At 37.6% G+C, this 15,140-nt stretch carries 12 protein-coding genes and 1 pseudogene; 2 read left to right on the top strand and 11 right to left on the bottom strand.

What is annotated here, in order from left to right; translation table 11 throughout:
• Positions 1 to 200, top strand: a pseudogene (locus tag FTU03_RS08635) (IS5/IS1182 family transposase); the annotation flags it as partial.
• 22 nt (positions 201 to 222) lie between these two features.
• Complete coding sequence (locus tag FTU03_RS08630; protein ID WP_179992752.1) at positions 223 to 1,233, top strand: acyltransferase; 1,011 nt, start codon at positions 223 to 225, stop codon at positions 1,231 to 1,233.
• A 247-nt stretch (positions 1,234 to 1,480) separates the two neighbouring features.
• Here FTU03_RS08630 and FTU03_RS08625 read toward each other — a convergent pair whose 3' ends face one another.
• The 11 genes from FTU03_RS08625 to ribE form a co-directional block, all read right to left on the bottom strand.
• Positions 1,481 to 3,079 (bottom strand): Tn7-like element transposition protein TnsE, encoded by a 1,599-nt coding sequence (locus tag FTU03_RS08625; protein WP_179992751.1) that lies wholly within the window; start codon positions 3,077 to 3,079, stop codon positions 1,481 to 1,483.
• Between the two features lie 110 nt (positions 3,080 to 3,189).
• On the bottom strand, positions 3,190 to 4,722 hold the full coding sequence (locus FTU03_RS08620) for a TnsD family Tn7-like transposition protein (protein WP_179992750.1): 1,533 nt from the start codon (positions 4,720 to 4,722) through the stop codon (positions 3,190 to 3,192).
• A 2-nt stretch (positions 4,723 to 4,724) separates the two neighbouring features.
• Complete coding sequence (locus tag FTU03_RS08615; RefSeq protein ID WP_179992749.1) at positions 4,725 to 6,407, bottom strand: AAA family ATPase; 1,683 nt, start codon at positions 6,405 to 6,407, stop codon at positions 4,725 to 4,727.
• 33 nt (positions 6,408 to 6,440) lie between these two features.
• Complete coding sequence (locus FTU03_RS08610) at positions 6,441 to 8,603, bottom strand: DDE-type integrase/transposase/recombinase (RefSeq protein ID WP_179992748.1); 2,163 nt, start codon at positions 8,601 to 8,603, stop codon at positions 6,441 to 6,443.
• Positions 8,587 to 9,390 (bottom strand): TnsA endonuclease C-terminal domain-containing protein, encoded by an 804-nt coding sequence (locus FTU03_RS08605; protein WP_179992747.1) that lies wholly within the window; start codon positions 9,388 to 9,390, stop codon positions 8,587 to 8,589. The genes FTU03_RS08610 and FTU03_RS08605 overlap by 17 nt, the downstream gene beginning before the upstream one ends.
• Positions 9,391 to 9,543: 153 nt before the next feature.
• The gene (gene glmS / locus FTU03_RS08600) at positions 9,544 to 11,382 is read right to left on the bottom strand and encodes a glutamine--fructose-6-phosphate transaminase (isomerizing) (RefSeq protein WP_179992746.1); all 1,839 of its coding nucleotides are present in this window, start codon (positions 11,380 to 11,382) and stop codon (positions 9,544 to 9,546) included.
• A gap of 12 nt (positions 11,383 to 11,394) precedes the next feature.
• Positions 11,395 to 12,759, bottom strand: coding sequence for a bifunctional UDP-N-acetylglucosamine diphosphorylase/glucosamine-1-phosphate N-acetyltransferase GlmU (glmU, locus tag FTU03_RS08595; protein WP_179992745.1), 1,365 nt, complete (start codon positions 12,757 to 12,759; stop codon positions 11,395 to 11,397).
• Positions 12,760 to 12,779: 20 nt separating this feature from the next.
• Complete coding sequence (locus FTU03_RS08590; RefSeq protein WP_179992756.1) at positions 12,780 to 13,256, bottom strand: phosphatidylglycerophosphatase A; 477 nt, start codon at positions 13,254 to 13,256, stop codon at positions 12,780 to 12,782.
• A 22-nt stretch (positions 13,257 to 13,278) separates the two neighbouring features.
• A complete protein-coding gene (gene thiL / locus FTU03_RS08585; RefSeq protein ID WP_179992744.1) occupies positions 13,279 to 14,196 on the bottom strand; it encodes a thiamine-phosphate kinase in 918 nt (305 codons plus the stop codon).
• A gap of 17 nt (positions 14,197 to 14,213) precedes the next feature.
• Positions 14,214 to 14,663, bottom strand: coding sequence for a transcription antitermination factor NusB (gene nusB, locus FTU03_RS08580; protein ID WP_005233270.1), 450 nt, complete (start codon positions 14,661 to 14,663; stop codon positions 14,214 to 14,216).
• Between the two features lie 4 nt (positions 14,664 to 14,667).
• On the bottom strand, positions 14,668 to 15,138 hold the full coding sequence (ribE, locus tag FTU03_RS08575; RefSeq protein WP_004280926.1) for a 6,7-dimethyl-8-ribityllumazine synthase: 471 nt from the start codon (positions 15,136 to 15,138) through the stop codon (positions 14,668 to 14,670).
• Between the last annotated feature and the right edge of the window lie 2 nt (positions 15,139 to 15,140).

Raw genomic sequence — 15,140 nt, 5'->3', positions numbered from 1 at the left:
TAGGCAGGACATTATGGAAAAAATGGTCAGGCTATCATCGCCGCAGTTTGGTGGAAACCAAGATGCATTGCATCAAATTATTAGGCGATAAATTAATGGCAAGAAGCTTTCCTAGTCAGGTGAATGAGATCCATGCACGTGTAGCAGTCCTTAACAGATTTACGGAATTAGGTCGCCCACTTACCCAAGTTACGCCTTAAATTTGGATCAATTAGGGGCGCTTTGCATTTCAAATCTTTGTGCAACAAAGCCGTTCATCAGTATAATATCCTGTCTTTAGAATGGTATCGATTTAGAGGGCCAGGTGTTGATATTTTCTTCGTAATGTCCGGATTTATTATCTGTTTAACGACAGCTAAAAAGAATATAACCCCTATAAAATTTTTAAAAGGCCGTATGCAAAGAATATTGCCTCTGTATTGGTTCTTTACCACTGTGGCTCTTTGTATTTTTTTATATAACCCTGAACTCATTAATATGAGTGGTGGATATACCAATATTATAGCTTCTTATTTATTAATTCCAGGGGAGCATAAGTTCCTTGTTCAAAATGGCTGGACCCTAAGTTATGATATTTATTTCTATATCATTTTTGCTTTATCTCTCTATTTCTTTAGAAATAAAATAAATTATATTGCATTAATAGCGGTATTAACCTTTTTACCTGCTGTAGGGATATTGGTATTAAATTTAGATAAAGTATTCTTTTTTAATGTAATTCTTTTGGAGTATGCCTTGGGTATTTTTGCATATCTCATTTATATAGAATGCAATTTAAACTTTATGTTGAATATTATTCTGATTCTATTGGGGGCAGCATTTATTTTCTTTCAGAATATATTTAATGTGTTTGAAACTGGTTTCGGCCGTGCTTTGGACAGGGGAGTACCAGCCTTTTTATGTGTGGTTGGTGTGATTGGTTTGGAAAATTTTTTTAAAAACCACTATCATAAATTTGTAAATATTTTAGATAGATTAGGAAATACGTCTTATTCTATTTATCTAAGTCACCCATTCATACTGGTTATAGGAACAAAGTTATATATAAGCTATTATTTTTTTCAAAATCTTAATTTTGCTTTATTTTTATATGTGATCTGTATTTTTATTGGGTACTATGTAAATAAATTTATTGAAATCCCTTTAAATAGGACAGTTAAGAATTCATTTAAATCAAATTCTATATGGATATTAAAGATTAAAATATTTATTCGGAATTTAAGAAATATATAGTTAACCTGTTATATGAGAGTAATCAATATCCTCATATTGTAAGCTAGTAATAAAGCTTCATCCTAAGTTTTATTAAGTACTTGATTTTAATAACTTATGAGCATAACTTATTAAAAATAAAGTATCATCGTACATAATCATGTATTCTTAATTTTATAGCATGTCTAGTAATAAAGTATCATCTTAAAGGTAGGTGAGTTAAATTCAAAGATCCAAATATTTATGCCATAGAGCATAGAGAAAACTATTAAGCAGATTTTAAGGCTTCTGTAAACCGCTTTAACCAATCTGCAAACTCTTTATCAGACTCACTTATCTCAAATTTGTTTTTTGGATGGTTAATGCCTTTGGGAATGCCAATATCTTTTAAGGATTTTGCCGTGGGCCAACGCAAAGAATGTCTAATAATCTGTTGTTTAAAAATTGGAAAATTTTGATCCCAGGCTTCAAAATCTTCGACTTTAACAATTAATGTTGAAAGTGGTTTGTAATTGTCGCTAGTATCAATTTCTAGAATGGAAAATTTTTTACCTTGAAATTCTAGCTGTACTTCCGCAATACTTCGAAAGTTGCCATCATCGGTCTTATGTAGCTTGGATCGATTGACAGCGGGAAGCTTAGAAATGGTAAATCTAAATTTTGATAGAATATTATTCTGTGATCTGAATTCCTCAATCATAGCTTGAAATGATTCAAATCTTTTCATAAATAGTTTAAGGTTATCACTCTCATCTTGACAATTTTCAAATTCCCCCCGGCCAATTTCTCCAAAAATAGTGGATTCCCCTGTACCGACGTCAGGTTCAGGTAAGATAGTTATATCATCGTTATTAAAGCTGCCCTTTTTACCAGAACGTTTAATTACTGCTTTTTTCGTTTCAAAAGGAGATGAGAGTGCTAGTGTGATTTTAGGTGAATCAATAATTGCTATTTTTTTATCACTATTTGCTTCTTTTTTATCATCAATTATAGGATCTTCATCTTGGAGATGCTTACTACCTCTGGAAGAGCCCTGAGAGCTTTCCTGAGTATTTTTTACCGTAAATTTAGGACTGCAGAAAATGACAGTATGATTAATTTCACTGGGTAAGTTTGATATTGCTAGAATTTCATTTACATAATATTTGTTTTTCTTCGGACTAAAATATACTTTTAATGTGATTTCAGCACCTTTTAATGAGGGTGGGACAAAATTAAAGTTCCAGTATTCTCGGACTTTTGTCTGAAACTTCTCACTTAAAAATTTTTTGGAGATGCTTTCGAAAGATGTTCGTGCTTCTGTATCGAGTAATATCCATGCGAGCAAGCGGCGCATTCCGACATTATCATATTGGGATGGTGGGAAGTTACAGAATGTAGGAATATTGACTACAGTTTGATTCTCTCCCTTTATGATATCAAATTCACCAGAAAGACGTGTTTGATCCAGTGCACTACGAGATAGATAGGCATTATGCAAGAATAATACTCTAGCGAGTTCTATCTGGGGTAAAATAATTTCAATATCTTTATATTTTTCATTAATATCGCTAACAATATTACTGAAATTATATTGTCCTGACTCATTAATTAAAATATTCCATTTTTGAAAGTTATCAATTTGAATGGTGATAGTAGATTCATTAAAAGGAGTAAAGGTTTCAGTCTGATTGAAACGTCGGTTGCGCGCTAATAATGGCATATTAGAAAAACGAGCATATTTCAGTATATATCTCTGATTTTCTATTGAATATTTATAATTTTCTAATCCAATGTTTATATAGCATTCAGGATTTTTTCTTTCTTTAAAAATAGAACCTAAAAAAGTAATTCTAGCATTTTCAGGAAAATTTTTAATTTTTATCATCTATTCTTTACCATTTGAATCTTTAGTTGATTGAAAAATACTGCATATATTAAAGCTTATTTTATTGAAATTTCAAAGTTTAATTTCAGTAAGGTAACGATTTAATCAAATTAATTTTGAATAAATTGAGCGAATTCAAGAGTGATATATTCTAGAAATCTTTTCGTTTCAGATGTCATTCGTTCTTCACTTAATCCAGCTTTTCGTAGAATGCGCCACTGAGGAATTGATTGTTTATTGATTTTAATATCGATAAACACTTTTGTTAGGCGTCTGATTTGATAACAGCTAATATTTTCACTATACCGTTCTAGAAAAAGTTGAATCAGAGGTAATTTATGTAAATTTTTCTCTAATGTATTTGAATTAGACGTCTGTTTAAACCACCATTTCATAGAGCGTCTCGGGCTATCTAAATCCCAGATTAAAGTATTATTAAGTTGGACAAGTTGCTTTACATAAAAAAGATCGCGTTTTTGCCAATCAATTTTAGTCCCTTGAGGAATAAATTTCTGATGGAAATTTTGGTTTGTCTGCAATAGCCAGTCTTTATCATTTCGATATAACCATGCATAAAGAGCTGCCTGCAGGTGACGAGCCGGTTTAACCCCATGTTCTTGTACTAAACCTACCCATTTTTCACGATTCTCAGCTCTAGTTATTTCAAAATTAGTATCCTGGAATTTTATTTGATTATTCTGTTGAGTAGTTGCTTTCTTGAAGGACTTAACTTGAGTGAAGATATCTGTAAAAGACCAGTCAGTATTTAAAAAAGCTTCGATTGTAATAATATGCTCCAGATAACTAAAGCTTTTGCGATGCTTTCTAAAAATATGACGTAGCCAACTGGTTTCAGAAGCTAAGTCATCTAAATGGTATTGCTGAAGAAATTTTTCTGGCCACCTTAATGATATTTTTTCTGAAATTTGATCGAAAGCAATTTGGTTTTCCCCACGGATACAGTTATTCCGTCTGGCTAGTTCATTATAAAACATCGTCCACTGTTCATAACTCGGTGATACAAAAGGCGGTGTAGATAACAATTCTATTATTTTAGAACTAATGAAAAGTTCATCACTTGTTGCTGGTACCTGATTCCACTCAGTACAAAAAACATCTGAAGGTGCTATAAAGTCATGTCGATGTAATGATCTTAAATCTAGTCTTGATTCTACAAGATTACCGTGTTGCGGACAGCAAGCTCCCTGAATTTGCCATAAACTCAACCAGTAAAATTCTCCTTTTTGAAACGCTTGCTCTTTCAGACATTGTGGACAGTAACGTAGTCTATCAATAATAGGGACTCGTGAAGCATTAATTCCCAAAGAAAGATGTACCGAACCTTGTGAAATATTACCCATCCATTTGATACATTGTTTTCTTCTTGCTTCAGGCACAAAAGGTGCATATATAGGAAATAATGTGTGTTTGTATATTATATTTTGTAGAGTCAATTGTTGTTCAGAATACTGATTAACGATCGCATTAAGATGGCAGGGTAAATCAACCGTCGCAATAACCTGTCTATTTTCAAATACAGCATCAAGTAATTGCTTTGGACTTTCAAATGCCAACCGGATTCCAGCACGAGCCACCGTACTATAAATTAGCTCATTTTCATAAGGCATGGGGAAATTTAGCATAACTAACTCACTTGTTTGATCCAATCAGGTATATCAAAGATCAAATCTGTTTCAGTTTTTAGATGATCATAAAAGCTCTGACCACTCTTTTTTTGTGAAAATTGAAAACGTAAGTCAACTGAATCCAATGTATGCCATTGATCATATTTAAGTAGTTTAGGTTTGGATATTTTAGGTTTGGAGAGTGGAGGGCTCTTTGTTGAATCTTCATTCTGTTTTAACCAGTCCAAAATAATTGATAGTAGTTCGGTCAAATGCTTGTCAGGATGTTTAATAAATACTTTTTTAACCATCGGTATCAAAATCTTGGAGTCATAACCAAGCTCAAGTAACAGAGCATGTAAACGGAGAGATTCATCATGTCCTTGATATTCATTAAGCTCATCTTCTTGCTCAATTGCACTTTCTTCGATTTTGGAAAAAAGTTTTAACAATTGTCTGTCAATTTCAGGTGTGATCAAATCAGGATATTGTGCAATTCGTCGAGCATCACCTGAACGTAAGGCATCTATAATATGATGAATTGGTTTAAAGTCTTCTTGATATGTATTTTGGAGCAATTTTACAGTGATTCGTTCTAAACCAGATTCAATTGCTCGTATTTGTGCAAGGACAAAAAGCTTAACAGTTACATCTAAAATACCTTGGGTTAGATCAAACCAGCATTGTCGCAACTCCTCTGAGAGTGCTAGATCAGCTTTTCTTAACCACTGATATTTCCAAAGAGCATCTGTAAATGTCATCCACTCAGATTTTCGAACCTTCCCATCTGGGGTTTTTATTGCAGGTTCATTTTTTATAGGTTCCCAGTGAATTGAACCAAAACCTACAGCTCGACGTGATGAGCGCAAATCACGTTCAAATATGTTACTTGCTTTGGGTGTTCCTACCATAATGATTGGCAAGCTATAAACATTCACTAAAGTCACAAAGAAATTTAACATTTCATCAGAATTTTTAGATCTGTTTGCCATGAGGTGTTGAATTTCATCAATCACCAAAAGACCGATTGCATGAAGATGAGCAATGTGTCCCATAAGTTGCAAGAGCTTTTGTTCATTATGTCTTTTTTGAGTATATTGTTGCTCATAATTAGTTCCTAAAGCACGGTCAACAGCACTAAAGAAACTTAAATATAGGGATTTAAGTGAGCCATTATATGGGCAGTCTATTTTTAGATAGACCAGCTGAGTGAAATTATGTTCAGGATGATAAATTTTTTGTGGGTAATTTCTAAGAATGCGATTTAACGTGGTTGTTTTGCCACTACCAGAGAAACCGATAAACACTAGACTTTGTGCTGTTGATATTAAATCTGTATGGCGAGAAGCATTAAAATCATTGCTTTTAATATGTTCAAAACTATTTTGTAAATGCCGATTTAAATCACCTGTAGTAATATTTCGTCCTACATAGCCTTTTCTCAACATAATAGAAATTTTTTGTTCTAATGTTAAATGTCGTTTAATAGGGTGAAAAAAATTATTTAATAACTGGGATATAATATGAGCACGAGTATTGTTGGGTAGTTGTCGATCAGATAATTTAAATTCGATAGTACCCCTAATGGCTTGGATTGTATCTTTTGCCTCAAAAATTTCGGGTAGTGCCTCAATAAAAGGGTTTCCCTGATAGTCAGAAACTGGGCTTACTGTATACACTGCATGGTCATTTTTATTAGTCATAATTGTATCCCGCTTATTTGAATTTATTGAATATCAGTTATCATCGTCACAATCTTCAAGGTCATCTAGCAACTCTTGATAAATGCCAAAACGTAGTTTGTAATCTTCATCATTTTCTAAATTTATAAATTGCCTAGACTTAGGTATAGGAATAATATTACTTTGATTTTCTGAAGACTGCTCAGAGTGGTCTAGAACCGTAAATGCAGATTTTGACGATTTTTGGCTGTTGTTTCTCTGTTTCAATCTTTCACTGTCTTTTTCAGCTTGTTTATTTTTACGAAGATCAGTCAACCGTTCTTTTTTACTAAGTGTTGAAGAAGGTTTTTTTGCATCTGCCCGAGCAATAATTGATTCAATATGTTCTTCAAGGCTTGCTTGAGACCTATCGGTTTTTAGGTTTTGAGCCGCTTTCGTTTTCTTTTGTTCGTGTTGAACCTGCCAAACTTCCCAAAAACTACAGCCTATGAACTCTCTAGATCTTGGAGAAAGTGTAGCTTCCCAATAATCTAAACTATGCTTCTGATAAAACACATAAATTATTTCTGCATTACTTGGATCATAAGCCACTTGTAATGATTCTGGACGAGAAATAGATTTTTTACGATGCATCCAGCCTTGTTTATATATTTCAGGGCAATTATAAAATACTCCAAACATTTTTAGGCCGAGGTCGGACAAGGTCGCTTTAACTTTAGGTAATAAAGCAACATGTAATGCTTTTTCAGAAACTTGTTTTAACTGACCCACACGATGTTGTATTCCCCAATTCCATAAATGAATAGGAACTAAAGGCAAATCACTAGGCATATCTATATCACGATCATAAGTTGTTAATTGATGGGATGTATTATGTGCAAGTATTGAACCAATAATGATCTGCTTAAATTCAGTTATAGTAAGTGTTGAATCTAATCGGTAGTCAGAGCCCCCACGTTTTTTCTCTTTAACCTGTTGTACTACGCCAGAAGCAAAAGGCTTAAATTTTGTCTGAATAGTTCTGAAATAACGTTCAACAATTGGTTTTAAATCTCCACGATAAGGTGCAGTATTTTCAATACGGATAGAAAAGTTATATTCTAAAGCTTCAATCTGATGTCCTAATAATTCTCCCCGATCTGCCAAAATAGCATCGGGTAATCCAATACATGGCCAGTCATCATGTGTAATTTCATAACCATATTGTTTGCATAACTCAACTTTATCTGTCATAGCGACTTGTAGAGCTTGCATTGCAGTTACATAGGAGGCATTTTCAAATCCAATATAGAAACCAACCACCATTCTACTAAATACGTCAGCAACTAAATAAATAGTGGGTCTTCCAACAATACAAGCACGATCTGAATCTGATACAAGATAAATATCAGCAATGGTTGCATCAATTTCATAGCGAGAACCAGGCCCTAGGACTTGGGTGTTGACAGTAGAATGGAGCTCTCGGATGTCTTTTGCATAGATAATCGGATTGGTTCGAGCAGTAAGTTGAGCCACTTTTGGAAACTCACGCTCATAAAAATATTTAAATTGCCAGATGGTCGGAATTTCGCTATCAGGAGTATCTGGAAATAATGAATGATACATCGTAGAAAATTTACGATAGGCATAACTCAAAGAATTTTTATCCTTTGTTAACATATATTTATTAATATTAATTCTGAAAAGTCGCTCGATATTCTGATCAACTAATGCACCAACACCTTCACTATATTTTCTTGGCCTACCTAGTTTTTTATTTTTTGCAATACGTTTAACACCTTTAGCACCAGAATTGTTATAACTGGGAATAAGTGCATTTGGTGTTTGACCTCGTTGCCAGTATCGACGTGCTAATCTATAAATGGTTTGATGAGTTGTTTTATGCTGCTCAATAATTATTTTAACAAGGCTAAAACGAATAGATGGATCATAGAAATGCTCATTAGATATGAGTAAATCTATAATGTTCATTCCCATATCACGTTTTTTTTGCTGTACAGAGCCTTCTGTCACATTAATCAAGGAGATATTGGCAAAAGGATCATCGGTTATTTCTGCTTCGCCTACTTCTATGGCTGTAATCAGTTCTTCTTTTTTTATTATAGAGGGATTAGCATTAGGATGATTTAAATCAATCCAGATAATATGAGAAGGAATAATTTTAAGAATGCGGTAATCTTTACCTTGAAATTTATATACACTATTGATTCGAAACATGGCGAATCTCCTCCCATATTTCAAAATTTCCTAACTTGATCTCAGAGGCTTTAATCTTTTTATAGTCTTTGGTTATATCGAAAATAAAATAACGTTGAGCAAGCAGTTCTCGGAGCTCAGCTAAAGACGTACCAATCGTTAAATTATATGCTTGATCTATTTTTTTGCTTAAAGTAATTAATTCGAGTTCAGGATATTGTGTAAATATATGAATATAATCATTTAAACGATCATGAATTTCAGCACTAGATTCTCTCATGGCTGGATAAAGCCATTTGATGTTATTCAAAATAACTGAAGGAATTTCTTTTTCTGTAAGGATATACCAAGGTGTATCTGTACTTTTCCAATATCTACGCTCAAGTTCTAGTTTTTCAACGGTTCTTTCATCCTGTAAGCTATTTGTGTATTTAGTTCGGATGACAAAATTTGGTTGGTTAGTACTTTGACTATTTACATAAAAACTTGAACTGATAGTTTGTAGGGCATCTTTAACTTTAGGGTGAGAGATTTGAGCTCTTTCTGAAATTTCGAGCGTAGTGTTGAGAGGCAAGGGAAACTGCTCTCGGATATCAGTAATTAACGGATTCCAGTCTAAAAGTAGAAAAATTGCAAGTTCTAAATCAGATAATAAATGATGGGTGCGCTTCGTTGTATGGCCAAAAACTCGGTGACAACGACCTTTTGAACTTACATCTTGTACAGTAATCCATGGCTTATAATCTTTTAAATAGCCTTGACCACGTCCTTCTTTAATCCAGCGTTTCTGCTGATGTTCTGTAGCCATAACAAATCGCCCGCTATTCTTTATTTATTCAGAATAGCAGGCGATTAATTTGTAATCAATATGGGGTGATACTTTATTTTTGAAGATGAAACTATATTACTTAGGATGATACTTTATTACCTACATACACATATAACAGGCTAATTTTATGGATTATTCCACTGTTACTGATTTTGCCAAGTTACGTGGCTGGTCAACATCAGTACCACGCAGGACTGCCACATGGTAAGACAGTAGCTGTACTGGAATACAATAAACAATTGGCGCTAAAACAGCGTTTACTTCAGGAATATGCACGACATGCTGGCGCTCTTTGGCTTTAATGCCACTATTTTCATCAGCAAAGACAAATAATTCACCGCCACGTGCCTGAACTTCTTCCATATTGGATTTCAGTTTATCAAGCATGTCATCTTGCGGTGCTAGAATTACTACTGGCATATCATTATCTACTAAAGCCAGTGGACCGTGCTTCAGCTCACCCGCTGCATAACCTTCTGCATGAATATAAGAAATTTCTTTCAACTTCAGTGCACCTTCCAGTGCGATCGGGAAGTGTGTACCACGGCCTAGGAACAGACAATGCTGTTTCTCTACAAAGAGTTCAGAGAGACGCAGAATTTCATCATCATGACTTAAAGTATCTAGCAGTACCTTAGGCATATGCCATAGTCCAGTCGTGATCTCAGTCATCTGTTCAGCTGAAATGGCATTTTTCACTGTACCGATTTTCAGTACCAGTAACATCAAAGCTGCGAGCTGGGTGGTAAAGGCTTTGGTCGAAGCCACGCCAATTTCAGGACCCGCCAAGGTCAGCAGACTGTAATCTGTTTCACGTACCATTGAAGATGTAGCGACATTACAAATCGTCATCGTCGTAATGTTTACACCTTTTGATGTAGCACGTTTTTGCGTATCACGCAGAGCGGCTAAGGTATCGGCTGTTTCACCTGACTGAGAAATACACACATAGAGTGTGTTATTAACAATCACTGGCGTACGGTAGCGGAATTCACTGGCAATCTCGACCTGACAAGGCAGATCAATCAGCTGTTCAAACCAGTATTTGGCAATCATACCGGCGTGGTAACTGGTACCACAGGCAATGATCTGAATCTGCTGGATTTTTGAAAAATCCTGTTCTGCATTTACCAGAAAATCTTCACGCAGCGTATTGCCATTCAAGGCTTGTGAAATAGTCTGTTTTAGGGCTTCAGGTTGCTCATAGATTTCTTTGAGCATGTAGTGCTTATATTCACCCTTAGAAGCATTGCTCACGGTGGCATCCAGTTCTTTGACTGGGCGATCTACCAGTTGACCATCCACAAATACTTCAATCGTAGTGCGAGTTAGACGCGCAATATCACCTTCTTCAAGATAGATAAAGCGATTCGTGATCGGTAATAAAGCCAACTGGTCAGAACTGATAAAGTTCTCGCCGATCCCCACACCAATCACCAGTGGTGAACCTTCACGAACAGTAATCAATTCATCTGGATGATCTGTATGTACGATCCCCAGCGCATAAGCACCTTTTAGTTGGGGTACGACCTGACGAACAGCTTCAAGCAGGCTAGGGGTAGATTTCAGTGCATCGTTGACCAGATGGGCAACCACTTCAGTATCAGTTTGTGAAGTGAATACATAGCCTAAAGCTTCAAGATCATCTTTCAGCTCCTGGTAGTTTTCAATAATCCCGTTATGAACCACAGCAACATTACCCGAAATATGGGGATGAGCATTGTTTTCAGTCGGTTTACCATGAGTTGCCCAGCGTGTATGCGCGATGCCTAATGAACCATTAATCTGTGATTCATTCACAGCTTGTTCAAGGTTCGCGACTTTACCCACACGACGTTCACGGAGCACCTGGCTATTATTGATTAAGGCCAGACCCGCAGAGTCATAGCCACGGTATTCAAGACGTTTTAGGCCTTCAATTAAGATATTGCTGATATTACGTTCCGCGATGCCACCGACGATACCACACATACTAACTTCCTCTTATTTCTTGATTTTTTGCGGACGCTGATAGTTTTCTTTGGCAAATTGCTTAGAACGTTCTACCGCTAAACTGTTCTCTGCCACATCACGGGTAATCGTTGAACCCGCTCCCACTGTCGCGCCATTACCGATCTGGACCGGTGCAACCAGAGAGCTGTTAGAACCAATAAAAGCATGATCCCCAATGATGGTCTTAAATTTGTTAGCGCCGTCATAGTTGCAGGTAATTGTTCCTGCACCAATATTGGAACCGCTACCGACTTCAGCATCACCTAAGTAAGTGAAATGATTCGCCTTAGAACCTAGACCAATACTAGAGTTTTTCACTTCAACAAAGTTGCCAATATGGACTTCAGCTGCCAGTTTTGCCCCTGGACGCAAGCGTGCAAATGGACCAATTTGTGCTTCTTCACCCACAATTGCCTGATCAAAGATGCTATATGGCTGAACTTTGGTGCCTGCAGCAATCTTGGTATTTTTAATTACGCAGCCTGCACCAATTTCAACATTATCACCGAGTTCGCAATTACCTTCGATAATGACATTGATATCGATCCGCACATCTTTACCAACAGTGAGTTGACCACGTAAGTCAAAACGGCTTGGGTCAATCAGATGGACGCCTTGCTGCATCAGCTGTTTTGCCTGATAAGCCTGGAACTGACGTTCTAAAGCTGCCAGTTGCACACGGTCATTGACGCCTTCCACTTCAAAAGCCAGCTCAGGTTCTACAGATGCAACACTCATACCATCTGCCAGTGCCATTGCCACGATATCGGTCAGGTAATATTCACCTTGGGCATTGTCATTGCTTAAACGTGGTAGCCATTCATGTAATTTGGCATTGCTGACCGCATAAATACCGGTATTAATTTCTTTAATTTGGCGCTGTTCTTCAGAAGCATCTTTATGTTCAACAATGGCTTGAATCTGCCCATCTTTACGCACAATACGACCATAACCACTGGCATCAGCAAGGGTTAATGTCACCAGGCCAATGCCTTGCTCTTGAGTAGCATCAAGCAGATTCTGAAGCGTCTGCTGGCTAATACAAGGGACATCACCCGACAGGATTAGTGAAATACCATCTTTAGGCAAAACAGGTAGTGTCATTTGTACGGCATGACCGGTACCAAGCTGTTCAGCCTGCTCTACCCACCGGATATCCTGGTCTGCAAATGCGGACTGAACCTGCTCACCGCCATGACCATAAATGGTAATAATATTGTCTGCATTGAGTTTTTTTGCTGTGTCGACCACATGGCCGAGTAAAGGTCGTCCTGCAAGCGGTTGTAATACTTTCGGTAAGTTGGAACGCATACGGGTTCCTTTACCTGCAGCAAGAATAATCACAGTCGTAGACATGTTCTAATCCTAGATATGGCTTAAGCCATCGTGAAGTAAAAATAAATCCAAATACAAAGTGCTGCCCAGAGGCCAGCGATAATGTCATCCAGCATAATGCCAAAACCACCCCCAACCTGACGGTCAATGACTCGAATCGGCCAAGGTTTCCAGACATCAAATAATCGGAACAGGGCAAAGCCAATGAGTAGCCATAACCAGTTCATCTGAGCTAAATAGATCAGTGGCAAAAAAGTGATGGATTGTCCTGCAAACTCATCCCAGACAATACGTCCATCATCATGCACACCCATGACTTTGGCAGTTTGGCCACAGATATATATGCCAACCAGGGACATGATGACAATGGCAAAAAGACTATTTACAAAACCTAAGTAGAGCCAGATGGGTACAAATAAAAGTGCAAAAGCTGAACCAAAAGTTCCGGGCGCTTTAGGCGCCAGACCAGAACCAAACCCTACCCCACTAAAGACAATGAGCCGGTTGATCCATGACATGCTTTTAAAATTGATCGCAGGTTTATGCAAAATGTTGATATCCGTTAAATTGAAGTGAATGATCTACGCCATCTTTTTCAAAAGTTAAACCGTGTTGCTGCTGAATGGAGCCAATTATACTAATCGAAACATCCAGCTGTTTTTGCAATAATTTTTCATAATTTTGCGGGTTTATTGTAAAGCATAACTCGTAGTCATCACCACCCGCGAGGGCGTATTGCCAACGCTGTTCATCATTTAATGCCTGCAGGGCAGGACTGATGGGTAAGTTTTCAAGCGCTAGCTTTGCACCTATACCTGATGCCTTAAGAATATGTCCTAAATCTTGTGCCAGACCGTCTGAAACATCAATCATGCTATTAGCTAGGCCTTTTAAGGCAGTACCCAACTGACAGCGTGGGGTTGGATAATCCAAACGTTGCTGTAATGGGTGACCGAGATGATTTAAAGCAAAAGCAGCATCACCCACTGTACCGGATACACAAATCAGATCACCAGGCTTGGCACCTGAACGGGGTACAGCTTGTCCTGTATCTACCCAACCAAGGGCAGTCACAGATAAGGTCAAATGAGGGCTTTGGGTGGTATCACCACCGATTAAGCTCACACCAAATTGATCGCAGCAATCATACAGACCCTGACTAAAAGCTTTTAGCCAGTCATGATCAATTTGGGGTAGGCTCAAGGCAAGTAAAATGCTATGCGGGGTCGCGCCCATGGCTGCAATATCAGAAAGATTGACAGCGACAGATTTCCAGCCAATCGCATGAGGATCGGTGTCTAAAGGAAAATGACGTCCAGCAACGAGGGTGTCGGTACAGATGACCAGTTGTTGCTGTGGAGGAGGGGTGAGCAAGGCTGAGTCATCGCCAACGCCTAAATCGACAGAATTTTTATTCTGACGATTAAAATAGGTATCGATAATCGAAAACTCAGCCATACAACAATTCGACTAGATTAGTTGGCTTGCTGTTTTTCTGCTGCACGTAAAGTTGTCGCTAAACGGTCCAATACACCATTGATGTATTTATGGCTGTCTGCACCGCCAAAGTGTTTAGCTAACTCAATTGCTTCATCCAGAACCACGCGGTATGGAATCTCAAGATGTTCTTTGAGTTCATAGGCGCCTAGGCGAAGTGTAGCGAGTTCTACACCATCAAGTGCAGAAAGTTCACGATCCAGCACAGGGATAAGCAAAGCATCCAATGCTTCATGATTGGCAACCACTTGAGTCAACAATTCATGATAATAGCTGAGATCCACTTTGTGCATGGCATTGTCCACACGAGTACGTGCTTCAATCTCATGCACCGGATTGTGGCTCATCTGCCATTCATAAATTCCTTGTACAGCAAAGCGACGTGCTTTACGTTTTGCTGCATAAGTTGCTTGAAGTGTTTGCGACATAGCGTTAAATAGCCTTTAACAAGTTAACCATTTCAATAGCAGTCAAGGCAGCTTCACTACCTTTATTACCTGCTTTTGTACCCGAGCGTTCAATCGCCTGTTCGATACTATCCGTAGTCAATACACCATTAATCACTGGTAAGCCAGTGTCTAGGCCAACCACGCCCAGACCTTTGGCACATTCACCAGCTACAAAATCGAAGTGAGGCGTGCTGCCACGAATCACAGCGCCCAGCGCGATGATGGCATCGAAACGATCTGAAGCTGCCAGTTTTTTCGCAACTACAGGAAGTTCCCAAGCACCAGGTGCATGAACAACAGTGATATTATCCTCTGATACGCCATGGCGTTTCAATGTATCAATGGCACCTTCTAACAGATGTTCAACAACAAAGCTATTAAAACGACCAACTAAAATCGCATAACGGTCTTCGTTCGCGAGATGCAACATACCTTCAATACGGCGAACTGCCATAG

This window comes from Acinetobacter sp. YH12046 (assembly GCF_013419905.1).
GTDB lineage: Bacteria > Pseudomonadota > Gammaproteobacteria > Pseudomonadales > Moraxellaceae > Acinetobacter.
The sequence above is the reverse complement of the archived record's forward strand: the minus strand, read 5'-3'. Positions and strand labels throughout refer to the sequence as shown.

What these genes read in the sequence shown, in the direction of transcription:
- FTU03_RS08625 (WP_179992751.1), bottom strand. Translation starts at nt 3,079, where the DNA reads ATGATAAAAATTAAAAATTTTCCTGAAAATGCTAGAATTACTTTTTTA.
- FTU03_RS08620 (WP_179992750.1), bottom strand. Translation starts at nt 4,722, where the DNA reads ATGCTAAATTTCCCCATGCCTTATGAAAATGAGCTAATTTATAGTACG.
- FTU03_RS08615 (WP_179992749.1), bottom strand. Translation starts at nt 6,407, where the DNA reads ATGACTAATAAAAATGACCATGCAGTGTATACAGTAAGCCCAGTTTCT.
- FTU03_RS08610 (WP_179992748.1), bottom strand. Translation starts at nt 8,603, where the DNA reads ATGTTTCGAATCAATAGTGTATATAAATTTCAAGGTAAAGATTACCGC.
- FTU03_RS08605 (WP_179992747.1), bottom strand. Translation starts at nt 9,390, where the DNA reads ATGGCTACAGAACATCAGCAGAAACGCTGGATTAAAGAAGGACGTGGT.
- glmS (WP_179992746.1), bottom strand. Translation starts at nt 11,382, where the DNA reads ATGTGTGGTATCGTCGGTGGCATCGCGGAACGTAATATCAGCAATATC.
- glmU (WP_179992745.1), bottom strand. Translation starts at nt 12,759, where the DNA reads ATGTCTACGACTGTGATTATTCTTGCTGCAGGTAAAGGAACCCGTATG.
- FTU03_RS08590 (WP_179992756.1), bottom strand. Translation starts at nt 13,256, where the DNA reads ATGTCATGGATCAACCGGCTCATTGTCTTTAGTGGGGTAGGGTTTGGT.
- thiL (WP_179992744.1), bottom strand. Translation starts at nt 14,196, where the DNA reads ATGGCTGAGTTTTCGATTATCGATACCTATTTTAATCGTCAGAATAAA.
- nusB (WP_005233270.1), bottom strand. Translation starts at nt 14,663, where the DNA reads ATGTCGCAAACACTTCAAGCAACTTATGCAGCAAAACGTAAAGCACGT.
- ribE (WP_004280926.1), bottom strand. Translation starts at nt 15,138, where the DNA reads ATGGCAGTTCGCCGTATTGAAGGTATGTTGCATCTCGCGAACGAAGAC.